This is a genomic window from Streptomyces sp. VRA16 Mangrove soil (genome assembly GCF_017377775.1).
Classification (GTDB): domain Bacteria; phylum Actinomycetota; class Actinomycetes; order Streptomycetales; family Streptomycetaceae; genus Streptomyces.
Map to the genome: position 1 here is coordinate 262,298 of NZ_JAFVLN010000010.1, position 24,844 is coordinate 287,141.

Below are 24,844 nucleotides of genomic sequence, written 5' to 3' on the forward strand. Positions count from 1 at the left end.
GCCGCTCCCTTACTTTCCGAATGGAAACGGTCACAGAGTGAGGTCGCCGCAGCTAGGCTCGCCAGTGGTCCACGCTTGACAATTGCTCTGGCACATACGGGAGTTGGGCATGGCGATCGAGGACAATCCCGGATCACGTACCAGCTACGGCGAGGAACTGCGGCGGCGGCGCGAGGCCGCAGGGCTGACACAGGAAGAGCTCAGCGTGCGTGCGGTGATGTCGCGCACGCACATCGCGCACATCGAGGCGGGTCGGCGCAGACCGTCGTTGGACGACGCCCGTCGGCTCGACAAGGTGCTGGGCACGGGCGGGGTCTTCGAGAACTTCCTGCCGACGCAGGGCGAGGGCGCGGTGGCCGAGCACTTCGAGGAGGCGCTGCGGCTTGAGGAACAGGCGACGGCGATCCGCGTGTACGGGCCGAAACTGGTGCCGGGCCTGCTCCAGACCCCGGCGTACGCACGCGAGGTGCTGGCCTCCGGCTTCCCTCCCCGCACCCAGGAGGAGTGTGACAAGCTCCTCGTCACGCGCGTCGGCCGCGCCCGCGTCCTGGACGACTTCAAGACACCACTGGTGTGGACGATCCTCGACGAGGCGGTGCTCCGCCGCCCGATCGGCGGGCCGGCCGTGATGTGCGAACAGCTGCGTCACATCGTGGAGTTGGGCGAGGCCCACCGCGTCCGGGTCCACGTCCTCCCCTTCTCGGCGGGTCTGCACGCACTGGTGGAGGGCTTCGTCTCGCTGATGTGGTTCGACGACCTGCCGCCGGTCGCCTACGTGGAAGGCCTGAACACGGGCCGGGTGCTCGAAGTCCCGTCCGTAGTGAGGCGATGCCAGTTGGCCTACGATCACGCCATGGGCGACGCCCTGTCCCACCGGAAGTCCCTGGCGCTGATCCGTTCCACCGCAGAGGATTACGACCATGCAGCACAACGCGAGTGACCAGCCCACGACGACGTGGCGCAAGTCGACGTACAGCGGCGGCGACAGCGGGCAGTGCCTGGAGGTCGACGACACGGCCCGCCCCACCCACATCCCCGTCCGCGACAGCAAGAACCCCACCGGCGCGACGGTGACGTTCGGCGACACCGCCTGGACGGCGTTCATCGGGTCGCTCAAGGCCACCAGGGGATGACCACTCCGCCCACCGAACTGGAGCAGGACATACCGGAGTTGGTGGGCCTGGCCCGGACCAGCGTCCTGCTCCTCGACGTCCCCGGGGCCCCGGAGCCGCCCACGCCCGCCGACAGCTCGATCGGCGGCCCGCTGCTGTGGCCCGCCGACGAGCCGTGGCCGTACTGCGAGCGCGCGGACCACGACGCGGCGTGGCCGCACACGACACCGCCGGACCACCCGGTCCCGACGGTCGCGGCGGTGCAGCTCTACGCGCACGACGTCCCCGAACTCCCCTTCCCGGAGGGCACGGACGTCCTCCAGATCATCTGGTGCGCGCTGCTGCACGACGACACGGTGGACTACTCCCCCGTCCCCACCCTGTACTGGCGCACCGCGGAAAAGGTCCGAGCGGCGGGCATCCTGCCCGCGACGGACGTACCGGCACCGGCCGAGGGCGAGTACGACGACGGCTTCCTGCCGACCGCGAGACGCGTCCGCCCGACGAAGACGCGGGAGTACCCGCACCAGGACCTGCCGGACCGCTTCGCGGACGCCACCCGCTCACGCATTGCGGCGGCGGAGGCCCGCCACAACACCCCCTACACGGAGTGGTGCGCGCTCCAGACCAAGGTCGGCGGCTACCCGGCCTGGTGCCAGCCCCCGGACTGGCCCTCCTGCGACGCCGGCCACCGCATGGAACACCTGCTCAGCGTGACCGGCGAGGCGGACATGATGATGGGCGACTGCGGAGGGATGTACTTCTTCGTGTGCCCGCCGTGCACGACGGGAACGACGATGCCGTACGCGTCCCGGTACGACTGTCACTAGGCCCGCCGGGCCGCCGCCCCGTCGCGCGATCAGTCGTCGGGCTCGCCGAGCCCCAGCACCTCCGGACGGTCCCCGGGGAAGTTCTCTGGCATCCCCGGCACGTCGAGCGTGTGCCCGTACACCCCGGCCAGGAACTCGACGGCGCCGACGCCCTCGGGGAACTCGTTCCAGTCCCCGTTGTCCGTGCGGACGACCACCGGCCAGGCGTCCGGGTCCGCCGGGCTCGTCCTCCAGCAGAAGACGTCACCGCAGTTGGACGAGGCCCAGGAGATCAGGCCGCCCGGCCGGGGATAGGGGACGTAGTCCTCCATGTCCTCCATCTCGTACCAGTCCTGGAGGATCTCGTCGTTCCGAGACTCGGCCGCCCAGGACGCCTCGCCGCCGGGCCTCGGCAGGGACACCATGAGGAAGTCGCCGATGGAGAGCACCGGATACGCCTCCGCCAGCGAACGGAAGTCGGAGGGCAGCGCCGTCCCGAGGCCCGCCTCCAGCGCGCCCCAGTCCACACCGCGCCCACCGGGCACCCGCCACCGCGTCAGCCCCGGCAGCGCGCCCTCCAACTTCTCCAACATCCGGATCTGCCTTCCTACTTGATGTAGACGAGCCCGTCGGTGGTGATCGTCGGGCGGCCGCTCGTGCCGACCACGACGATCTTCACCTTGTGCGTGGCGCTGCTGGACCAGGTCTTCGTCCAGATCGCCTGCCGGTACAGCGTGGACGACGACTTCAGGTCGACGGTGCTGACCTTGACCCCGTCGACGTAGACGTACGCCTGGCCCGACGACGACGCCCGCGAGACCACCCAGGACGCGGAGCGCCCGGTGAAGGTCCAGGTCAGGCTCGCGCCCTTGGAGCCGCTGGAGTAGGACTTGCCGCCGAGGTAGCTGGAGCTCGAACGGGACGTCCAGGTACCGGACTTGACCGCCGACGTCTCCTGGAGGATCAGCGGCGTGTAGGCGGCGGAGGCGTTGCGGTAGTTGCCCGCGAAGTCGTACGCCCGCATCGACCACGTGGTGGCCGTGCCGGAGGCGGCCGTGCGCTTCGAGCTCGTCGTGGTCGGGGCGAACGTCGCCGTCGTCGGCGCGAGCAGCTTCACCGAGCTCAGGGCCTTGTCGTCGGTGGCCTTCCAGCCCAGCGTGACGGGGACGGCGGTGGTGTTCACCGTGCCGGTACGCAGGGAGATCTTCGGCGTGGTGGTGAAGGCCGGGACGGTCGTGTCCGCTACGACGTTCAGCGCGGCGGTGGTCGTCGTCTTCCCGGACTGGTGCACGGCGCGTACGGCGACGGTGTGGCTGCCGACCGCGAGCGTCGCGGCGGCGGACGTGGCGCTGCCGTTCGTCGTGGCGACCGCCTTGCCGTCGACCAGCAGCTCGTACTTGGAGATCAGCGACGCGGGCGTGGTCGCCGACCAGTGCACGGTGACGGCGCCCTTCGTGTAGTACGTCGTCCCGGACAGGCCCGCGCCGTCGACGGTGGTCGTCTTCAGCCCCTGCACCGGACCGGCCGCCCACGCGCGGATGGTGCCGAGCTGGGAGTAGAGGGAGCCGCCGGGGCACGCGGTGTTGAAGCCGTCACGGTGACCGGAGATCCGGTTGAACGTGTACGCCGTGCCCGCGGTGAAGCTCTTGCCGAGGCCGTTGGTCTGGGTCGCGCCCGCGGTGAGCTGGACGGTCCCGGCCGGGTCGGCCTTGTACTGGCCGAGCTTCCACGCGGCGAGCCTGGCGATGGAGGTCAGCGCGGACTTGGAGGCGCTGGTGGAGACGTAGTTGCCGAGGACGGCGATCCCGGCGGACTCCCGGTTCCAGCCGTAGGTGTGGGCGCCGAGCACCGGCAGATCGGTGCCGCCCGCACGGCCCTCGAAGAGGGTGCCGCACTTGTCGACGAGGAAGTTGTAGCCGATGTCGTTCCAGCCCTCGACCTGCACGTGGTACGCGTAGATGCCGCGCACGATGGAGGCCGAGTCGGCGCACGAGTAGTCGTTGGCGCCGTCGGTGTGGTGGACGAAGACGGCCTTCACGTCCGTGTTGTACGTGGGCGGGTCCTCGACCTTCGACTCGTCGGCGCCCCATCCGGCGCGGGAGGTGATCGGGGGCTTGGGGACGGTGGAGGGCGGCGCGGTGGGAGTGGCCGGGGCGCTGGCGGACGCGCTCGCACTCGCACTCGCACTCGGACTCGGAGTCGTGCTCGTACTCGTACTCGCGGTGGGAGTCGCCGATACGGAGTCCGACGGGGCGGGGCTCGTCGTGTCCGAGGCCGACGCGGACGCGGACGGGCTGCTGTCCACCGCATCCGCCGCGTCCACCGCATACCCCGCGGGCTCGGCGTTCACGGCCGGCCGGCGCGCCTCGGCGTCGGTCACCACTCCGGGGTCGACGAGGTTGACCTGAAGGCCCTTGGGCAGCGCGGCCGTCGTGCCGTCGGCGTGCGCGACCTGCACCTGTACACCGTCGGACGGCCCCACGTACAGCGGCTCGGACGCGCCGCGCGCGCCCGGCTCCGGCTTCTCCAGCGGATCGGTGTCGAGCTCCAGGTCGTGCCAGCCGCTCCACTCCCCGGTCGCCAGGCTGTGCGTGCGCACCTGCGCCGTACCGTCGAGCCGCTTGCTCGCGCCGGTCCACGAGACACCGAGCAGCGAGAACTCCTCGGTGTCCTTGCGCGGCAGCTCCCGCCGCCCGCTCGCGGCACCCTGCAGCGCGAGGTCGTAGACCTTCACAGGGCGCTTGTCCCTCAGGGCCCGGCCCGTGTCGTGCGCGGGGTTGGCGAACGCATAGGCCGTCACTCCGCCACCGCCCAGGACGACGGCACCGAGGGTGAGCCACACCCTCCGTTTCAGGCTCATGGTTCTGTACTTGTGGGACACGCGAGGACTCACGTCGTCAGTCACCTCGAAGAAAGGCCCAACGGGCCGCAGGAAAAAGTCACTTGGGGCCCATCCGGCACACAGGTACCCCCGGTTGACTCAGCGCGCGGCACCGGTCAAACGTCACCGCTCCTCCGGGCCGTCACGGCGTCAGCCGTCGGTACGCACCCCCAGGCCCTCCAGCAGGGCGATGAAGACCGTCTCCACGAAGGGATCGGGGAACGCGGCGAACGCCGCCGCCAGCACCGTCTCGGACGGCTCGCACCCCGCCTCCCGTGCCCATCGCGCGGCCGCCCGCGTCGCCTGCTCGGCCGATGCGAACCAGTCGTCGACGCTCGCGCCGCTCTCCGCCATGTAGGCGGCCATCGACGCCCGCCCCAGACACGTCCGCCAGGGACCGGTCCGCGTTCCGAGCGCCTCGACGACCGCACAGTCGCTGTCCATGACGTACGCGGACAGGACCGGGGCACCGGTCCGCCCGGCCATCACCGCGAGCTCCTCGTCGGAGACCGGATCCTCGCGGTCGACGGCCCACACCCGCCATCCCCGTTCCGCGTCCAGAAAGACGGACTCGCTCGCCGCCGCGACGCCGGGCAGGTGCGCGCTCACCCGGTCGTCGGACCTCACCACGAGCAAAGATCCCCAGAAACCCATCAGTTGCCTCGCTCTCCGCCGGATTACGTGCCGCTCAAGACGTGCCGCGCACAACGCACGGTCGCCCCCAGAACCTCCGGGGTTCTGGGGGCGACCGCTGTTCAGCTGCTTGCGGGGAGTGTCACCGGTCAGTCGACGGGCTCGTCCAGACCCAGGACCTCCGGGTTGTCACCGGGGAAGCTCCCTGGCATGCCCGGCACGTCGAGCGTCCGCCCGTACACGCCGGTCAGGAACTCGACGGCCCCGACGGGGAACTCGATCCAGTCCGCGTTGTCCGTGCGGACGACCACCGGCCAGGCGTCCGGGTCCGCGGGGCTCGTCCTCCAGTAGAAGACGTCACCGCTGTTGGACTCCGCCCAGGCGATCAGACCTCCCGGCTGCGGATAGGGGACGTAGTCCTCCATGTCCTCCATCTCGTAGAGGTCCTGGAGGATCTCGTCGTCCTTGCCCTGGGCCGCCCAGGACTCCTCGCCGCCGGGGCGCGGAAGGGACACCGTGAGGAAGTCGCCGATGGACAGCACCGGATACGCCTCCGCCAGTGAACGGAAGTCGGAGGGCAGCGGCGTCCCGAGGCCCGCTTCCAGCGCACCCCAGTCCAGTCCGCGCCCACCGGGCACCCGCCACCGCGTCATCGCGGGAAGCGCCGCCTCCAGCTCTTCGAGCCTCAACATGTCGTCTGCCAATCCGGGCTGTTCTCCACCACCACGTTGGTGAACAGCGGTCCGTCCTCGGTGTAGGCCGTCATGGTGATGCTGTCCGCATAACCCGTGGTGTGGCTGTAGTTGACCTTACCTGTGTACATGACCCACTTACCGGCCGCGAGTTGCTTCTCCATCTTGATCTCGCAACGCCGCATACCGCTGCGGTTCATGCGCTTGAACCCGGTGAACAGGTTCTCGTCCACCCAGTCGCCGCTCACCTTGTCACCGACGATGTGCGTGCGGTCGAAGATGTTCCCCTTGCCCGACCGGGGCGTGTTCTGCGCCGGGTCGGGGAAGCCGTACACGTTCACCGAGCCGCCGTCGTCACGGTTGGCGAGCGGCGGCTTGAGGTCGCCCGGGCAGAGCAGTGCGGTCGCCCCCTGGGCGCGACCGGCTCCGTCCAGCGCCTCGTACTGGAACCGGGACGACTTGGGGTCGTCCTCGCAGCGCTTCTTGTTGTTCGTGCTGGTGTCGCCGCCCGGGATGGGGCCGGGGCGCGGCCCGGGGGTCGGCTCCGGTTCCGGGTCGGCGGAGTCCTCGTCATCACTGAAGAGGTCCCCGATCCCCGACACGATCGAGTCGAAGGCGGAGTCGAGGGAGTCCGACACGTCCTTGTCGGTCGCGACGGCGTAGGTGACCACGGCCGCGACCACGACGAGCGCTCCCACTCCTTCGATCGCGTCGTCGATGCCGAAGAAGTGGCCGTCCAGCTCGATGTTGCTCACCGGGTTGCCGCCGCCGAAGGCATAGCGGTTGCCGGTGAACGGGTCGGCCCCGAGGTTCATGTCGGCCAGTGCGCCGGTGTACATGTCCCGGGTGGTGAAGCTGTTGAGACCGGGGCTGTAGTCCCGGAAGCCCATGTCGTACGTACCGGACTGGGCGTCCCAGCGCTTGCCGTTGTAGCGGTAGGGGTTGTAGTCCTCCTTGGTCGGGTCCTGGGCGTCGGGCTTGTCGATGCCGGTGAACTCGGAGGTGTCGTCGCTGCCGTAGGCGGTGTAGCCGTACGTGGCCTTGGTGTCACCGTCCTTGTCGGTGACGGCCTCGACGTCCGTGTGGCTGTTGTAGCTGTAGTACGTGTCCTCGTTCGTACCGTCCGTGTTGTGCTTGATCTGGGACAGGCGCTCGCCCCACGGGCTGTACTGGAAGGACTTGGAGAGCTGGCCCGAGACCTTCTCGTCCAGAACCTCGCTGGACAGACCCAGGTACTCGTAGTCCGTGGTCTTGCCCTCTGCGGTCTTGGACAGGGTGCGGTCGAGCGGGTCGAAGGTGTACTTCGTCGACTTCATCGAGCCGGTCGGGTCCATCTTCTGGGACTCGACGACGTGGTCGAAGCCGTCGTACACACTGCGTCCGACGACCTTGCCGTTGCTGGTCACCGACTCCTGGCGGCCGAACGGGTCGTAGGTGTACTGGAACGACGTACCCGCGACGGACGCGCTCTGCAGACGGTTGCGGTCATAGCTGAAGGTCGTGGAGGTGTCCTTGACCGTCTGGCTGATGACGTTGGAGTTGTCGTCGTGGACATAGGTGTCGGTCGACGCGCCGTTGCCCGTCTTCACCGACTTGGCGAGCCGGTCGAGCGGGTCGTAGGTGTACGTGAGCGTGGAGTCGAGGTACGCCGCGTGGTCGTCGGCGTTCATCTTCCGCACCACGTCCTGCGACTGGTTGCCGTTGGCGTCGTAGTCGTAGGTGTGGGAGGCCACCAGCGTGCCGTTGGACTTCTTCTCCACGGCGGTCTTGAGCGCACCGTCGAGGAAGTAGGTGTTGTCGACCGTGTTGCCGTTGTTCTTGGTCTCCCGGAGCACCTCACCGCGGTCGGTGTACGTGTAGGACGTGACCTGGGGGGACGCGTCCGTGGCGGACTTACCGACCGAGACCTTCGCGGTCTGGTCGCGCTCGTCGTAGACGTACTTGGAGAACTGGTCGGGGTGGGTGATCGTCTCCGGCTGTCCGTTGGCGTCGTAGGTGTAGGAGGTGGCCTTCTTCTCCGCGCCCGCCAGCGACTCCGTCACCTTCTGGATCTGGTCCAGGCCCGAGTAGGCAAGGGTGTACTTGTCGACCGGCGCATCGGACGACGTGTCGTCGATGGACGTCAGGTTGGCGTTGACGTCGTAGCCGTAGGCGAAGGTGTGGTGCTCGTTGTCGGTGTCGGCCGAGTTGTCGCGGACGAGCTTGACGCCGTCGGCGACGACCGCGCCCGCGCTGTTCTGGGACAGCTGGAGCTTGGCCGCGTTGCCCTGGGTGAGGGCGAACGTGCCGAGGCTGACCCAGGCGCCCGAGTTCGTGCTCTGGTCCCGCACCACGTCCGTGGTCGAACCGTCGGACTTCGTCACCGTGTACTTCGCGGCCGTGGCGGCGCCGGTGACCTTCGGGTACCTGACGTAGGCGGTGTAGGTGCCGTCCTCGGGGATGTTCAGCGTCCAGGTGAACGCGTCGCTTCCGCTGCCGGCGGCGTGGACCTGGTGGTCGAAGCCCTGCTGGCCGGTGGCGCTGGCGTGCGTCCAGGTGCCCGTGGAGCTGGTGTTCTGGGTGTCGGAGTTGTCGACGAGCGGGACCGCCGTGCCGACCGGCACACCGTCGTCCGTCTTCGACTTGAGCTTGCCGTCCGGGTAGAACGACCAGCTCATCGTGCGGTTGGCGGAGCCTCCCGCCGAGGTGAGCGTGCGGGCGGTCTGCCGGCCCAGCTCGTTGTAGTCGTACGTGGTGACGATGTCCCACGGGTCCGTCGACGACTTGGTCCAGCCGTTGTCGAAGTACGAGAACGTGGTGTCGTTGCGGACCGTCTGGCCCTCGGACGGCGGCAGCGAGGTCTTGGCGACCCTGCCCACGGCGTCGTAGGACGTCTCGGTGTAGACGTCGGGATCGTTGTACCGGCCGTCCGCCGGGTCGTAGGGCTGGTACTGCTTCACCGGACGGTTCAGCGCGTCGTACTCGGTGCGGGAGGTGAAGTCCTCCGCGTTGGCCGTCTCCGTGCCGCGCGGCGTGATCACCTTCGTGGTGTTGCCGACCTGGTCGTACTCGTACTTGGTCGACCGCGTCGTGGTGCCCTCGTGCGGGGTTTTGACCTCGGTCTGCTTGCCCCTCTCGTCGTAGCTGATCAGGGTCTCGTTCTGGTCCGCGTCACGGTTGACGACGACGAGCGAGTCCTTGTCGTAGGTGCGCGAGCTGGTCTTGCCGAGCGCGTCGGTCACCGACACGACACGGTGGTCGAGGTCGTAGCCCGTCCTGGTCGTGTAGTCGTCGGGGTCGGCGGTCGCGTTCTTCTTCGGGTCGACGACCGTCACGAGGTTGCCGACGTCGTCGTACTGGTAGGAGATCTTGTCCCCGGCGGAGTTGACCACCGAGGTGAGCTGGTAGATCTCGTCGTAGTTGTGCGTGGTGACGTAGTCGGTGGTGTCCGTCGTCGCCGTGCCCTTGGGCGTGGTCGTCGACTTCACGTTGCCGACCTTGTCGTACGTGTAGTCGGTCCTGCGCTCGGGTCCGGTCGGGGTGTCCTTGGGATCCGTCGACGAGAGCATCTGGTCCGCGGAGTCGTACGCCGCCGTCATCTCCGCGCCGTTGGGGGCGGTGGAGGTGGTGATGTTGTCGTTGGCGTCGTAGACGGGGGCCGGGGACGTGATGTAGTCGCCGCGGTCCTGGTCCTTGGGGGCCGTCCTGACCATGGGACGCCCGTAGACGTCGTAGGTCTGCGTCGTCTTCTTGCCCAGCGCGTCGGTCACTTCGCGGACCTGGCCGCGCTCGTCGTACACGAACGACGTCGACTTCTGCAGCGCGTCGGTGATGGTGCCGGGGTAACCGGCCGGGCCGAAGCCGCTGTTCACCGTCGCGTTCCCGTTGGCGTCCGTCGCCTTGGTCAGCTCACCGTAGCCGTCGTACGCGTACGACGTCGTGTAGTCCCCGGCCGTCGCCGTGGCAACGCCCTTCGGGTCGGTGACCGTCTTCAGGTTCCCGAACGAGTCGTACCCGAACTGCCACTTGCGGCCCTCGGGGGACGTCTTCGTGAACAGGTCGGCGCTGAAGCCGTCGAGTCGCGTCTGGTACGTGTACTGCTGCGCGTCCGCTGGGTACGAGCCCGGTGCGCACGCGGACTGGTCCGGCACCCCGGACTTGTTGTGCTCGGCGTCGCGCGACCACAGCGGGTAGCCCGTCTTCTGGTCGTAGCAGTACGCGGTCTTGGCTCCGTTCGCCTCCTCCAGGTACGTGACGTTGTTGTCGGCGTCCCAACTCATCCTGCTGGACTGCGACTTGGCGTTGACCGTCTGGACCGGGCGCCCGTAGTCGTCCGTCGTGTACTTCGTGGTGTGCGACTCCGCGTCCGTCACCGCCGTGTCCACGAACTTGGTGTTCGCCGTGTCGGCCGCGTACGTGTAGCCGGTGTCACCGCCGAGCCGGTCGGTGATCGTCTTCGTCCACCAGTGGTACTTGGGGTCGTCACCGGCCTTGGGCTCGTTGTAGGCCAGCTTCGTGCTGTGCTGACGCGGGTCCTGGACGTCGACCAGCTTGACGTTCTTGTTGCCCTGCGTGGCGTCGTAGGTGAAGGAGAAGACCTTCTCCTTGCCGGAGCCGGCGCCGTCGGTCAGCTTGGTCAGCAGGCCCTCGGTGGAGTACCCGAAGGTCAGGGTGCGGCCCGAGATGTCCGTCATCGACTTGACGTGGTCGACGCTCTTGACGCTGGTGGCGTCGGACTTCGAGTAGTAGTCGACCGTCAGGGACTGCCGGCCCGCCGGGTCGGTGATGTACTTGAGGAACTTGGTCGGCTTGTTGTTGGACTTGCGCTCCTCGTACGTGAACGTCTGCGTGTTGCCGTTCTTGTCGATCTCCGACGTCATGTAGCCGTCGCAGCCGAAGAGGAAGCGCGTGCCGTCGGGGCGCGTGAACGTCCAGGCGTCCGGGACCGGGTCCTTGTCGGGGGTGCAGTCCAGGCCCGACTTCATCGTGACCTTGTAGTGGACGCCCGCCGGGGCCTTCCACGTGCCGTCCGACTGCTTGGTGAAGACGTGCGTGGTGCCGTCGCCGTCGGGCAGCCGGATCTCGCTCGTGTTCGCGCTCGGGTTGGGGTGGAAGTCCACCGGGGCGCCGAGCCGGACGGGACCGGCCAACTGCGCCGACCAGCCGGGACCGGAGACCGTGTCCGAGGTGTCGAGCGAATTGTAGGAGAAGCGGGCGAAGGTGCTCAGGCCGCGGCCCGGGTTGGTGAACGCGTTGTAGGACCACACCGCGTTGCCGGACGCCAGGTTCGTCATGACGGTCGAGCCGGCGCCGGTGTTCTTGCCCGTGTACGAGTAGAACTTCTCCAGGCCGAGCGTGTTGGAGGTCGGGTCCTCCACCGCCACGTTCTGCTTCAGGGTCGGGATGCCGCCGGTGCCCGCGGACAGCCAGCTGCCGTCGGAGACCTTCTGGATGTCCCAGCCGAGGACGTACTCGGTGCGGTGGCTGCCGGAGTCGGAGTTGATCGGCGTGTTGACCTTGGCCTGGACCGTCGTCGACTGGCCCGGCAGCAGGGCCGGGACCGCCGTCTTGACCTGGTTGCCGCCGGTCGTCATGTCCGTGCCGTCGGGCAGCTTCCACGTGTACGACAGGACGCGCTCGCCCGCCGCCCAGGCCGCGTTCGTGGTGTTGGTGACCGTGAAGTCCACGGTGTACGTGGAGTTGGGGGTCATCCGGGCCGGGGTCTGCGGCGCGTAGTACGTGTTCTCCGTCGTCGCGTCGACGTAGATGACGCGCAGCAGCGGGCCGAGCTGCTGGTCCTCGCCCTCGGAGGAGAGGAAGAGGGTGCGCTCCTGCGGGCCCGTCGTCGTCTCGTCCTTGAGTTTGAGCAGGGCGCCGTGGTTGGACGACGGGGTCTTGATCCAGCCCTGGGTCATGGACGTGGCGTCCCACCAGTGCCGGCCGACCTCGGAGACCTGGGCGACGGTGTCGGAGACGGTGGCGCCGTAGTCACCGCCCGCCGCCGTCCAGGGGGTCGAGGCCGCGGAGTTGTTCCAGGTGGCCGTCGTCTCGGTGAAGTCCTCGTTCAGGCCGTGGAGTTCGTAGATCGCGCCGTCGGTGTCGGTCGTGGTCTCCGCGCCCCACATGTAGAGCTTGGAGTCGAGGACCGTGGCCGTCGCGGGGATCGAGGACGTCGGGAACTTGAGCGCCGTGCGCGTCTTGCCGTACGTCGTCGAGTTGTTGCCGACGCTCAGCCACTTCTGGCCCACGCCGAACGACTGGATCGCGTCCTGGTTGGTGGTGGGCTGCTGGGAGGAGAGCGTGGTGTCGGTGACGCCGCCGGCGGTGCCCTGGACGAGCTTCATGGTGCGGCCGGCCTTGGGGACGCCCACGACGCGGGTCGGGGATCCGATGAGGGACCCGTCCTTCGTCTTCACCACGATCTGGTAGTAGTACGACCGCCCGATCTCGGCGGACGAGGAGTCCGGCGTCGGCTTCGCGGTGGTGTCCGTGTAGGCGGTGGTCGCCTTGTCGACGGGGGCCACGAGGGTGGCCGCGCTCGGCGTGAACGTCTGCTGCGTGGAGCGGTGCAGCTGGTACTCGGCGATGTCGAGTCCGCTGTCGCCGGTCTTGTTCGAGTACGCGGACCAGGAGAGCTCCGGGCCGGTGTCGTGCACGACCGTCGGGGAGTCGAGGGCCGCGCCGACCTTGCCGTAGGTGATCGTCAGGCGCGGGTAGCTGGACTCCTCGCCGCCGTACGAGGTGCCGTCTCCGGCCTCGTAGCGGGGGCCGCCGGTGAGCGTGCCCGCGACCGTGTCGTCCTTGGCCTGGAGCACGAAGCCGTTGTTGGTGGCCGTGCCGGAGACCCACTTCTGGACGGTGTCGGTCACCGCGAACTTGTGCCAGGCGTTGTACTCGCCGGTGTTCTTGACGATCTGCGCCGGGTTCACCAGGCGGATCGAGTCGGCGATGTTGCGGGTGGTGGAGGAGCCGGTGTCACCCAGGACCACCTTGCCGGTGTTGCCCCGGCTGAAGTAGTACTGCGTGCTGCTCAGGGCCTTCCACGCCGCGACCGAACCGGTCTGGTTGACCGTCGCCGTCGCGGTGCCGTCCCGGTGCGTGATCGTGTACGGGGCCGCCGTCGCCGCGTCGGTCGCGGGCGGGTAGTGGGCCTCGATCCGGTACGACGCCGTCTCCGGGATCGTCGGCTGGTAGGTGTACGTCTCGCCCGTCGCGGTGTTCTTGTTGTAGGCGAAGTCGTCGTTCGTGGCGGCGCCGCCGGTCGTCGTGCCCTTGGGCCACTCGCCGACCGCGGCCGTACCCGCGTCACCGTCGTCGATCTGGTACGTCGTTCCCGACAACTCGCCCGACAGGGCCGAGGTGTTGGACCACGTCGCCGTCGACTCGTCCCAGGCGCCGGTCGCCCGGTGGACCTCCATGGTGACATCGTTGGCATTGGTGGTGTGCGTCTGGTCGTAGTACATCTCCAGACGCGCCGTGTCGATCTTCGTGCCCGACGGGATCTCGTTCAGCGGGAACTTGATCAGGGAGCGGGCGATACCCGTGTCGGTCTTGCCGACCGACAGCTTCCAGGTGTTGTTGAAGTTCGCCGACGGCTGGTCGGAGAGGACCATCGTGTCCTGCGACTCGGTCGCGGACGGCGTGATCGTGATCGTCGGGTCGATCGTCACCGGGTACCGGCGCTTCGACGAGGCCAGCCACGCGGTGTCCGGCGTGACGACGATCTTCCACTGCTTGCCGTCACGGATCAGGCGCTGCTTCACCTTCGGGCTGTAGGCGAGCCCGTACGGCGAATCGGCGTCCTTGCGGGTGTCCGTCATGTACGCGGCCGGGATCGTCATGACCGGCGTGTTCGGCAGTTCGCCGTACAGCGCGATCGAGCCGTCCTTGCGCGCCTTCGGCGTCAGGCCACCGGTGTTCAGCGTGAAGGTGTACGAGACCGGGCCCGCGGGGGCCTCGGACAGGAGGATGTTCTCCTTGACCCGGCCCTGACCGACCTCGTACCGCAGGTCGGCGCCGCCCGCCGCCACGTCCTTGTACGTGACCGTGGAGCCCTTGGCCTGCGGGTCGACGTCCTTCGTGGCCGCGCCGTCGAGACCGAGGGTGACGGCCGGTCCGTCCGTGCCCGCCTGGAACTTCAGGAGCCGGTCGGCGTCGCCACTGAACCAACTCCGGCCGGAGTTGGTGGTGTTGGCGAAGTCGTAGCCCTTCACCGACGTCTTGTCGACGTCGGTGTCGATGGTCTTCCAGGTCTTCTTCCTGCCCTTGCCGACGCCGTACGCCGTCGGGACCGCGGACACCTCGGCCTGGACCCGTCCGTCGGACAGCTCCCAGAAGCGCACGTGCTCGGTGCGGCGCGAGGTCAGCTCGCGGACCCGCTCGGCCGGCGCCTTCTTCCGGCCCTTCGGCAGCTTCTCGCGGCTCGGGATCTCAAGGTCTCCGCCGGTGGGCGGAGTCGGATCGTCGTCATCGTCGTCGTCGAACCATCCCTTGATGGTGTCGACGACACCCTTGCCGTCGTCCCCGCCCCCGGAATCGGTGGCGTACGCCAGCTGCGGAATGGCCGTGCTCACCACCGCTGACACGACCAGACAGGAGATTATTCTCCCGTATCGGACTTTCACGTCCTGTTGCCCTTTCGATTTCGGCATGCCGAAGAGACCGGCCGGGATGCTCCCGGCCGGCTGCACGCCTACTAATTGCGGGCGAATTTCTAATCACGCAGAAAGGTACATGTCAATCGATCGCGCAAATGGGACAAGCAGCCACCTGGCACGACTCCCCTTGAGTGACGCCGGTTATACCGCACCGGAAACCCCGGATGACACCGGAAAATCATTCCCCCGCGAAGCGCCGCAAAGAGGGCAAGACCGTTTCGCCCGACTTTCTCCGCTCAGTGGAATTGGCGAGTCCCTCTGCGGTATAACCCCCCGGTTTTCCACCGTCGTATTCGCGCGCCTCACGAAAGCCGGGCCTTTTTCATGCCAGACCCCGAAGAGCCGACCGCCGCCGAACCGGCCGCCGAGTCGCCCGCCCCGAAGACCGAAGGTGTCGACCGGCGCGGTGTCGCCGCGGCCGTCGCGCTGCTCGCAGCCTGCGCGGGCCTGGTCGTGTACGGGGTCCTCGACACGGACGAGACCCCGCAGCGGCACGTGCCCACCGCGTCGGTGACCTACGAGGTGACGGGCGAGGGCACGGCCGACCTGACCTACCAGGCGCGTGACGAGTCCGGAAAGGCCGTCACGGTGCACGGCGCCGCGCTGCCGTGGCGCAAGACCGTGCGCGTGCCGCTCGGCAAGCCGCCCGTCGTGACCGTCGCCCTGGACGCCGAGGGCGGCCGGGCCAGCTGCCAACTGGCCATCCGCGGCCGGCACGTTCAGACCGCGACGGCCTTCGGGAAGTACGGCCGCGCCACGTGCCAGGGCGAGCTGCCCTCGCCGGAGCCGACCGAGTCCACCGCGGAGGGTGCCGAATGAGCCCGCACCCCGTCCGCCGCCAGGCGGTCCGCACGGCCCTGGCCGCCGCGGTCGTCCTCAGCTGCGTCGCCCTGTCCCGGCCCTACGCGCCGACCCCCTTCGCCGCCACCGCGTCGGCCCGGCCGACCGGCGTCGTGCACACCGTCCCCGTGCCCGCGGGCACGGACCGGGACCACCGCGCGCTCGGCGCCCGCACCACACGGCCGTTCCGGATGCTCGGCGTCACCTGGTCCGATCCGGACGCGGTGCTCGACGGCACGGTCCAGATCCGTACGCGCTCCAGCGCCACCGGCGCCTGGACCGGCTGGCGCGCCCTCGAACTCGACGTCCACGCACCGGAGTCGGGCCCCGACCACCGGGCGTCCGGCGTCCGCGGCGGCACCCAGCCGCTGTGGGTCGGCCCGTCCGACGGCGTACAGATGCGGGCCGCCGGGAGGGGACTGCCCGCCGGGCTCCGCGTCGACCTGGTCGACCCCGACGGCGGGGCCGCCACCACGGTCCGCAGTGCGCAGGAGCCGACGGCGTCCGTCGCCGGACAGCCGCCGATCACGACCCGCGCCGGATGGGGCGCCGACGAGTCGATCGTCGCCGACCCGCCGACGTACACGACCGACACCAAGGCCGTCTTCGTGCACCACACGGCGGGCACGAACGACTACACCTGCGCCGAGTCGGCGTCCGTCATCCGCGGCATCCTCACGTACCACGTGAAGTCGAACGGCTGGAACGACATCGGCTACAACTTCCTCGTCGACAAGTGCGGCACGATCTTCGAGGGTCGCGCGGGCGGCATCGACAAGCCCGTCTACGGCGCGCACACCTACGGCTTCAACACCGACACCAGCGGCGTCGCCGTCCTCGGTGACTACAACACGGCCACCTCCACGGCGGCCGTGCGCGACTCGATCGCCCGACTCGCCGCCTGGAAGCTCGGGTTGTACGGCATCAACCCGGCCGGCTCGCTCGTGATGGCCGCCGGGGCCGACAACGGCAAGTTCACGCAGGGCCAGTTGGTGACCATGAACCGGATCTCCGGTCACCGCGACGGCTATCCGACCGAGTGTCCCGGCACCAACCTGTACGGCGACCTGCCCGCGATCAGAACCGCGGCCGCCGCTCTCAACTCCCTTTCCGTGCACGGCGACACGAACGGTGACGGGCGCGCCGACCTGGCCACCGGCGTTCCGGCCGCCACCGCCAACGCGCACCCCGGCGCCGGTCAGATCACCGTGGTGCCGGGTGCGCGCACCAGCCCGTACGCGGGCAACAAGGCGGTCGTCACGCAGGAGAGCGAGGGCGTGCCCGGCGGTTCCGAGGACGGCGACGGCTTCGGCTCGGCGAGCGCGTACGGGGATCTGGACCACGACGGCTACACCGACCTGGTCGTCGCCTCGCCCGGCGAGGAGGTCACCGCGGGCGCGAGCGACGAGGGCGGTGTGAGCGTGCTGCGCGGCGGGCCGAACGGGCTCACCGGGCAGGCCGGAATGATCAATGAGCCGACGGCGGTCCGCGCGAGCGGCGCCCGCTTCGGCTCCGCCCTCGCCACCGGCGACTTCGACGGGGACGGCGGCGACGACATCCTCGCCGTCGCACCGGGCGCGGGCCGCGCCTGGACGGTGGACGGCACGGATCGCGCCTTCTCCGCACCGCTCGCGCTCGCGGACGGCGCCGTGGACCAACCCGCCCTCGCCACCGGGGACTTCGACGGGGACGGGTTCGCCGACGCGGCCCTGAGCTTCCGTACGGCGTCCGGCGAGCGGCCGCTGGTCGTGGTCCGCGGCTCGGCCACCGGGCTGCGCACGGACGCGCCGGTCGTGGTGGAGGGCGCGGGCGGACGGGCCCTCGCCGCGGGGGACTTCGACGGCGACGGCCTGGCCGATCTCGCCGTCGGGCGCCCGGACGCCGCGGGCGGGGACGGCCGGGTCGCGGTGTACCGGGGCGCCGCGGGCGGCCTCGACACCGGTGCGGCCGCCACGGTCGTCGCGGCGCCGGACAGCGGCGGCGAGCTGGGCGCCTCGCTCGCGGCCGGGGACACGGACGGCGACGGCCGCGCCGACCTGCTGGCCGGTGCGCCCGGCACGGACACCGGCGCGGGCCGCGTCCAGCTGCTGCCCGGCGGCCCCGACGGCCTGGCCGGCACGCCGTCGGTCACGTACGCCGAGGGCTCCGGCGCCCTGCCCGGAACGGCCGCCGCGGGCGACCGGTTCGGCACCGCCGTCGCCCTCTCCGACCTCACCGGGGACGGCCGCGCGGACGCCTCGTTCGGCGCCCCGGGCGACGAGAGCGTGATCGCCGCGGGCACCTCCTACGGACCGGCCGCGCTGGGCACCACCACCGGCACCGGCGCGGGAACGGAGATCACACAGTGACGTACGGCACATCAGTGCAACCAGTGACGCTCTTCGGCAGTCGTTCGCTGAATAGAACATCTACCCGCGACATTCGCGGGGCTTTTGTGAACTTCTTCAAGGGGTGGGGCATGTGAGCCCGCGACATTCGCGAGGAAAGGCGCAGAACGCGCGCCCGTCGTCATCGGCGGCACACGCGTACAAGCCGCTCAGTCTCAAGCGCAGGGCCTGGATCACGCTGGGCGCGGTCGTGCTCGGCGGGGCCGGTGTGACGGCGTACGCCATGGCCGGCGAGGAGCCCACGGGTGACGTGCCCGTGCAGCCGCGTGCCTCCGCCGTGCACTCGGCCGACCTGGCCGCGACCGGCACCGGCAAGCGCGCGCTGTCGCAGCGGTCGACGAAGCCCTTCTCGCTCGTCGGGCTCACCTGGGACAAGCAGACCGCCGAGCTGGACGGCACGGCGCAGGTGCGGGTCCGCAGCACCGAGACCGGTGAGTGGTCCGGCTGGCAGTCGATCGCGACCGAGTCGCACCTGCCCGACCCGGGCACCGCCGACGCCAAGAGCGGCGTCCTCGGCATGTCCGAGTCGCGCTGGGTGGGCTCCTCCGACGGCGTCGAGGCCCGTGTGGTCGCCGCCGACGGTTCGTCGTCCGCGCTGCCCAAGGGGCTCAGCCTGACGATGGTCGACCCCGGTGTGACGAAGAAGGAGGCCGCGCAGCAGAACGCCGCGCAGGACTCCATATCCCTGCAGAACGCGGCGTACAGCGTCACTTCCGAGGAGTCGCCGTCCGCGTCCGCCACGGAGACGGCGAGCCCGACGGAGACGGCCTCCGTCTCCGCCGACCCTTCGGGCAGCGCCTCCGCCACGGCCTCGGACACCGCGTCCGCCTCCGCCTCCGCCTCGGCGACCGGGACCGCGACGAGCAGCCCCGAGCCGACGTCGTCCTCGACGGTGAAGCCCGACGCCCCCGACTCCACGGTCACCAAGCCGCCGATCATCATGCGCTCGGAGTGGAAGCCGGACACGTCGAAGGCGGTCAACTACAGCCCGCCGGAGTACATCGACAAGGTCCAGGCGGCGTTCATCCACCACACCGTGGACACGAACAACTACAGCTGCTCGCAGTCGGCGGCCATGATCAGGGCCGACTACCTGTACCACGTCACGCCCCGCCCCGCCGAGCACTACGACGGCTGGAAGGACCTCGGCTACAACTTCGTCGTCGACAAGTGCGGCCAGATCTTCGAGGGCCGTGAGGGCGGTGTCGACGAGCCGGTGCTCGGCGCCCACACCTACGGCTTCAACTCGTACTCGACGGGCATCGCGATCCTCGGCAACTTCCAGGACGGCGGCAAGCCGTCGCGGGCCGCGCTGGAGTCCGCCGCGCGCGTCGCCGCCTACAAGCTGGGCCAGTACGGTGGCGACCCGACGGGCAAGGTGACGCTGGTCGCCCTGGCCACGGACAAGTTCCAGGAGGGCCAGAGCGTCACCCTGAACACCATCTCCGGACACCAGGACGCCTACCGGACCGACTGCCCCGGCACGGCGCTGGAGAGCAAGCTCCCCGCGATCCGCACCTTCGCCGCGAGCAAGGGCGCGAGCGCCGCGATCCCGACGGCCGACACCAACAAGGACGGTTTCGCCGACCTCGTGACGGGCCTGCCCAAGGGCTCCAAGGGCGGTCAGGTCGCGATCGTCCCGGGCGGTCTCGCGGCCCCCGACAGCTCGAAGAAGAAGGTGATCTCGCAGTCCACCGGTGACATTCCGGGTGCGGGCGAGACCGGCGACGAGTTCGGCGCCTCGACGGCGACCGGCGACATCAACGGTGACGGGTACGCCGACGTGGTCGTCGGCCAGCCCGGCGAGGACGACACCTCGGGCCACAAGGACCGCGGCGCGTACACGATCGTCTACGGCCCGGACTTCACCACCGGCACCGGCGTGAACATCGACGGCAGCTACGAGCTGAACAGCGCCCGCTTCGGTTCGGCCGTCGCGGTCGGCGACTTCAACGCCGACGGCAAGGCCGACGTCTTCGCCGCGTCCACCGGCACCGGCGGCACCTGGTCGGCCCGGTACGGCGACGGCTGGGACACCGACTCCATGATCACCACGACCGAGGACAACCTGTCCTACGAGGACGCCGCGTCCGGCGACTTCAACGACGACGGATACGCGGACGTCGCCCTGAACTACCGCGACGGCTCCGGCATCGGCAAGGTCGTCTGGTACAAGGGCGGCGCGAGCGGCCTGCGCAAGGCGGCGACGCTGACGACGAAGGGCGGCCGTTCGATCGCCGCCGGCGACATCAACGGCAACGGCGTCGACGACATCGTCATCGGCCAGCCCTACACCGCCGAGTCCGGCGCCCACTCGGGCGGTCAGGTCACCGCGGTCTACGGCGTGGCGGGCACCGGCCTGTCGACCAGCGTCAAGACGATCCACCAGTCCACCACCGGTGTCCCCGGCGCCTCCGAGGCCGGCGACGCCATGGGCGCCTCGGTCGCGGTTGGCGACTACAACGGCGACGGCTACGCGGACGTCCTCACGGGCGCCCCGAACGAGGACATCACCCGCACGACGAACCGTTCCAACGCCGGTACGTCGCTGCTCCTGAAGGGCTCCTCGTCCGGACTGACCGGCACGGGCGCGCTCGCGATCTCGCAGGACGAGGCGGGCGTCCCCGGCTCCACCGAGACGAACGACAACCTCGGTTCGTCGGTCGCCCTCACCGACCTCCAGGGCTTCGGCCGGGCGAGCCTGGTGATCGGCGTCGCGGGCGAGGACGCGGGCAACGGCACCCTGCTGCACGTCCCGACCACGGACTCGGCGACCGGTGCCTACAAGTGGAACCTCGCACTGTCCACGTACTACGGCGTGACCCAGCTCGGCACCCCGGCCGGCGCCCGCCTGGGCACCAACCTGGCGCCGTGACGCGGTAGTTCACCCCCGCACGGGTGACGTGACCGACGAGAGGGCCGCGGGGCCGACCAGCCCCGCGGCCCTTTCGCGTGCCGCTACCGCAGTCCTGCCCGTACGCCCTCCAGCGCGTCGAACAGCTCCGCCACCGCCGCCCGGTGCTCCACGACGACGTCCGCCGCCCGCTCCCCCGCCAACTGCCGCCCCGCCGCCTGCGCATAGACCACCCGGCACCCGGCCACCACCAGCGCCGCCGTCAGCCGCGGCCGGCGTTCGCCCGCCTCCGCCAGCGCCCCGGTGAGCGCGTCCTCGACCTCCTCCAGGGCCTCGCGCGCCCGCGCCCGCAGCGACGGCGAGTCGAGGACGACCCGCCACAGCCAGACGAAGGAGTCGCCGATCGCGCCCAACGGGTGGCGCTGATCGACGAGTTCGAGCAGCAGGCGGCGCAGCGCGGCCAGCGGGGTCTCGCCGTCGGCCCGGTCCGCCACGGCCCCCGTCACCAGGTGCACCGTCTCCGGGACCCGGTCCAGGAGCAGGTCCTCCTTGCGCGGGAAGTGGTTGAAGACCGTCATCGTCGAGACGCCGGCCTCCCGGGCCACCTCCGCCACGGTCACCGCGTCGAAGCCGCGCTCGCGGAAGAGCAGCGTCGCCGTGTCGGTGATGTGCTGCCGGGTCTGCGCCTTCTTCTGCTCTCTCAAGCCGCTCATGCAACTCACTATAGCCAATACAAAGTTTTAGTGACTATAGTCAACCGCATGGACGCCATCACGGATGCACCTGTGGACGTGGACACGGACGTGAACATGGACGTGGACCACGACGTGGACGTAGTCGTGTGCGGCGGCGGGCCGGTCGGCCTGCTGCTCGCCTGCGAACTGAGGCTCGGCGGCGCGAGCGTCGCCGTACTGGAGCGGCTCACCGAGATCGATACGACCATCAAGGCAGGGGCCATCAACTCCCCTTCCGCACAAGCCCTTTACCGGCGGGGCTTCCTGCCCGCGATCCGCGCGGCGCAGCAGCAGATGATGGAGCGCGTGCAGGCCCTCAGGGGGACTGGCGCCCCCGGTACCCCCGGCACCCCCGTGAAAATCCCGCCCAAGTTCGCCGGGCACTTCGCCGGGATCCCGCTCGACGCCGGGCTGCTGGACGCGGACGACCCCGCCTTCGCCGACAAGGGCCCCGCCGACGGGCTCGGGCTGATCGCCCAGGCCCAGCTGGAGGAGATGCTCGCCGAGCGGGCCGACGAGCTGGGCGTCGTGACCTACCGGGGACGGGAAGTGACGGAGTTTCAGGAGGACGCCGGGGGCGTCACCGTCCACACCTCCGACGGGGGCGTTCTGCGCGCCTCCTGGCTCGTCGGCTGTGACGGCGGGCGCAGCCGGGTGCGCAAGCTCGCCGGGTTCGACTTCCCCGGCACCGCGCCGGAGATCACCGGGCACCAGGCGCTGGCCGAGATGACCGGCACGGAGGGCCTGAAGCTCGGCTGGCACGCCACCGACACCGGGGTGTACGCGTACGGGCCGATGCCGGGGCGCATCCTCACCGTCGAGTTCGACGGGACGCCCCGGGACCGTCAATCACCGGTCACGGAAGCGGAGTTGGAGGCGAGCATCCGCAAGGTCACCGGGGTCGACGTCACCGTCACCGGCATCCGCTCCGCCACCCGCTTCACCGACAACGCCCGGCAGGCCACCACCTACCGCAAGGGCCGCGTCCTGCTCGCGGGCGACGCCGCCCACGTCCACTCCCCCTTCGGCGGCCAGGGCCTCAACCTCGGCATCGGCGACGCCATGAACCTGGGCTGGAAGCTCGCCGCGACCGTGCGCGGCACCGCCCCGGACGGACTGCTCGACACGTACACCGCCGAGCGGCACCCGCTCGGCGCCTGGGTCCTGGAGTGGACGCGGGCCCAGATCGCCGTGATGCGCCCGGACCGGCACGCCCGCGCGCTGCGCGCCGTCGTCGGGGACCTGCTCGGCACCGTCACCGGAACCACGTACTTCGTGAAGAAGATCTCCGGCGTCGAGCAGCGCTACGACCTCGGGGAGGCCGGCGCGCACGAGCTGGCCGGGGCGAGCGCCCCCGACCTCGAACTCGCCGACGGCACCCGGCTCGCCGACCACCTCCACACCGGCCGCGCCCTCCTCCTCGACCTGACCGGCGGCGCGGGCGATACGGGGCTGCGCGCGTGCGCGGCCGGGTACGAGGGCGGCCGTCTCCATGTCCGTACGGCCGTCTGCCCGGCCCGTGCCGATCTCGCCGCCGTCCTCGTACGCCCCGACGGCATCGTGGCCTGGGCCGCCGACAAGGGCGCGGCCGAGCCGGACGGGCTCAGCCGGTCCCTGGACCGCTGGCTCGGTCGGCGGGAGTGACCTCGCGGTCGCCCGCGGGGGCCTCGGTCGCCGTGGTGGGCGCGCTCGGCGCGTTCACCACGATCCCGGCGACCAGCGCGCCCAGCAGCACCGAGCCCATCGCCCACCAGGTGGCGACGTTGAAACCGTGCACGGTGGCCTCGGCGGCCAGGGCGCGGCGGTCGACACCCGGGCCGGCGTGCGCGGTCGCGTAACGGGTCGTGGCGCTCGCCGCGATCGTGTTGAGCAGCGCCGTACCGATCGAACCGCCCACCTGCTGCGCGGTGTTGAAGGTGGCGGAGGCCGCGCCCGCGTCCTGCGGGGCGACGCTGCCCGTGGCCAGCGACACCGAGGTCATCATCGCCGTACCCATGCCGAGGCCGAGCAGGATCATGCCCGGCAGGACGTGGGAGGCGTAGGCGGGTTCGGTGCCCACCTGGGCGACGATCGCGAGACCGCCCGCCGCGACCACCAGGCCCGGCACGATCAGCAGCCGCGGCGGCACGACGTGCAGCAGCCGCGCCGCGACCTGCGTGGAGCCGACGATCATGCCCGCGGTGATGGGGAGATAGGCGACACCGGTCCTGACCGGCGAGTACCCGAGCACGCGCTGCATGTAGTACGTGAGGAAGAGGAAGACGCCGAACATCCCGATCGTCACGCACAGCACGGTCAGGAACGCCCCGATGCGCTGCCGGTCCCTGATCACCGAAAGGGGCAGCAGCGGCACCCGGGCCCGGCGCTGCCACAGGCCGAACAGGATCAGCAGCAGCGCACCGCCGCCGAGCAGCGCGAGCACCAACGGGTCGCCCCAGGAACGGGATTCGGCCTCCGAGAAGCCGTAGACGATCGCCAGCATCCCCGCGCAGCCGAGCAGCGCGCCCGGCACGTCGAGATGCGCGTCGGCGCGGCGCGCGCTGTCGTGCAGCACCATCAGGGCGCCCGCGAAGGCGACGAGGGCGATGGGCACGTTCACGTACAGGCACCAGCGCCAGTCCAGATACTCGGTGAGGAACCCGCCGGCGAGCAGGCCGATCGCCGCGCCCGCGCCGACGATCGCGCCGAACACCCCGAAGGCGCGGCTGCGTTCGCGCGGCTCGGTGAAGGTGGTGGCCAGCAGCGACAGGGCGGCCGGGGCGAGCAGCGCGGCGAACACGCCCTGCAGCGCCCGCGCCCCGAACAGCATCGCCTGACCGGTCGCGGCACCGCCGAGCGCGGACGCGGCCGCGAATCCCAACAGGCCGACGGAGAAGGAGAGTTTGCGCCCCACGAGGTCGGTGATGCGGCCACCGAGCAGCAGCAGTCCGCCGAAGGCGAGGGTGTAGGCGGTGATGACCCACTGGCGGTTGCCGTCGGACATGCCCAACTCGGCCTGGGCGGACGGCAGAGCGATGTTCACGATGGTCATGTCGAGGACGACCATCAGCTGGGCGAGCGCGATGACGACAAGGGCCCACCAACGACGCGGATCGGGCTCTGCCCGCTTCTCGGCTGCGGGAACGCCGGGCAGAGAACGGCTGTCGGCCATGGGATCGGCCTCCTCGGGTTGAGTGGCACGGCCGGGTTCCTCGTCCCCGTCCCCATACTCCGCCCAAGTGCCCGATTTGCGCCCATGCTTGCGTGACGGGCCGTCAATCGGATAC

Annotated in this window: 14 protein-coding genes; 7 read left to right on the top strand and 7 right to left on the bottom strand. The window is 70.1% G+C overall.

Features of this window, described 5'->3' with window-relative positions:
* Positions 1-109: 109 nt before the first annotated feature.
* From J3486_RS26740 to J3486_RS26750, 3 genes are read left to right on the top strand one after another with little or no spacing between them, the layout of a single operon-like run.
* Positions 110-940 (top strand): helix-turn-helix transcriptional regulator, encoded by an 831-nt coding sequence (locus J3486_RS26740; RefSeq protein ID WP_207824607.1) that lies wholly within the window; start codon positions 110-112, stop codon positions 938-940.
* Complete coding sequence (locus tag J3486_RS26745; RefSeq protein ID WP_207824608.1) at positions 921-1,133, top strand: DUF397 domain-containing protein; 213 nt, start codon at positions 921-923, stop codon at positions 1,131-1,133. Before J3486_RS26740 ends, J3486_RS26745 begins: the two co-directional genes overlap by 20 nt.
* On the top strand, positions 1,130-1,942 hold the full coding sequence (locus J3486_RS26750; RefSeq protein WP_207824610.1) for a DUF1963 domain-containing protein: 813 nt from the start codon (positions 1,130-1,132) through the stop codon (positions 1,940-1,942). Before J3486_RS26745 ends, J3486_RS26750 begins: the two co-directional genes overlap by 4 nt.
* A gap of 29 nt (positions 1,943-1,971) precedes the next feature.
* Here the strand turns inward: J3486_RS26750 and J3486_RS26755 are convergent, their stop codons facing one another.
* The 5 genes from J3486_RS26755 to J3486_RS26775 form a co-directional block, all read right to left on the bottom strand.
* Positions 1,972-2,514 (bottom strand): SMI1/KNR4 family protein, encoded by a 543-nt coding sequence (locus tag J3486_RS26755; RefSeq protein WP_229378612.1) that lies wholly within the window; start codon positions 2,512-2,514, stop codon positions 1,972-1,974.
* Between the two features lie 14 nt (positions 2,515-2,528).
* A complete protein-coding gene (locus J3486_RS26760) occupies positions 2,529-4,781 on the bottom strand; it encodes a peptidoglycan recognition protein (RefSeq protein WP_207824612.1) in 2,253 nt (750 codons plus the stop codon).
* 171 nt (positions 4,782-4,952) lie between these two features.
* Complete coding sequence (locus tag J3486_RS26765; RefSeq protein ID WP_207824614.1) at positions 4,953-5,432, bottom strand: hypothetical protein; 480 nt, start codon at positions 5,430-5,432, stop codon at positions 4,953-4,955.
* Positions 5,433-5,584: 152 nt separating this feature from the next.
* Complete coding sequence (locus tag J3486_RS44380) at positions 5,585-6,139, bottom strand: SMI1/KNR4 family protein (RefSeq protein ID WP_229378613.1); 555 nt, start codon at positions 6,137-6,139, stop codon at positions 5,585-5,587.
* A complete protein-coding gene (locus J3486_RS26775) occupies positions 6,121-14,757 on the bottom strand; it encodes a DNRLRE domain-containing protein (protein WP_207824624.1) in 8,637 nt (2,878 codons plus the stop codon). Before J3486_RS26775 ends, J3486_RS44380 begins: the two co-directional genes overlap by 19 nt.
* A 330-nt stretch (positions 14,758-15,087) precedes the next feature.
* On the opposite strand from J3486_RS26775, the gene J3486_RS26780 reads away from it, so the two are divergent.
* The 3 genes from J3486_RS26780 to J3486_RS26790 all read left to right on the top strand — a co-directional run bounded on the left by J3486_RS26780 (position 15,088) and on the right by J3486_RS26790 (position 20,865).
* Positions 15,088-15,582, top strand: coding sequence for a hypothetical protein (locus J3486_RS26780; protein ID WP_229378614.1), 495 nt, complete (start codon positions 15,088-15,090; stop codon positions 15,580-15,582).
* Positions 15,579-17,951 (top strand): FG-GAP-like repeat-containing protein, encoded by a 2,373-nt coding sequence (locus tag J3486_RS26785; RefSeq protein WP_207824626.1) that lies wholly within the window; start codon positions 15,579-15,581, stop codon positions 17,949-17,951. The genes J3486_RS26780 and J3486_RS26785 overlap by 4 nt, the downstream gene beginning before the upstream one ends.
* A 112-nt stretch (positions 17,952-18,063) precedes the next feature.
* Entirely contained in the window at positions 18,064-20,865 is a 2,802-nt protein-coding gene (locus J3486_RS26790) for an FG-GAP-like repeat-containing protein (RefSeq protein ID WP_307804949.1), read from the top strand.
* An 83-nt stretch (positions 20,866-20,948) separates the two neighbouring features.
* Here the strand turns inward: J3486_RS26790 and J3486_RS26795 are convergent, their stop codons facing one another.
* Positions 20,949-21,557, bottom strand: a complete 609-nt coding sequence (locus J3486_RS26795) for a TetR/AcrR family transcriptional regulator (RefSeq protein WP_207824628.1) — start codon at positions 21,555-21,557, stop codon at positions 20,949-20,951.
* A 48-nt stretch (positions 21,558-21,605) separates the two neighbouring features.
* On the opposite strand from J3486_RS26795, the gene J3486_RS26800 reads away from it, so the two are divergent.
* Positions 21,606-23,222, top strand: coding sequence for an FAD-dependent oxidoreductase (locus tag J3486_RS26800; protein ID WP_374194771.1), 1,617 nt, complete (start codon positions 21,606-21,608; stop codon positions 23,220-23,222).
* Here J3486_RS26800 and J3486_RS26805 read toward each other — a convergent pair.
* A complete protein-coding gene (locus tag J3486_RS26805) occupies positions 23,182-24,729 on the bottom strand; it encodes an MFS transporter (RefSeq protein WP_207824630.1) in 1,548 nt (515 codons plus the stop codon). The two genes, J3486_RS26800 and J3486_RS26805, sit on opposite strands and share 41 nt — an antisense overlap.
* Between the last annotated feature and the right edge of the window lie 115 nt (positions 24,730-24,844).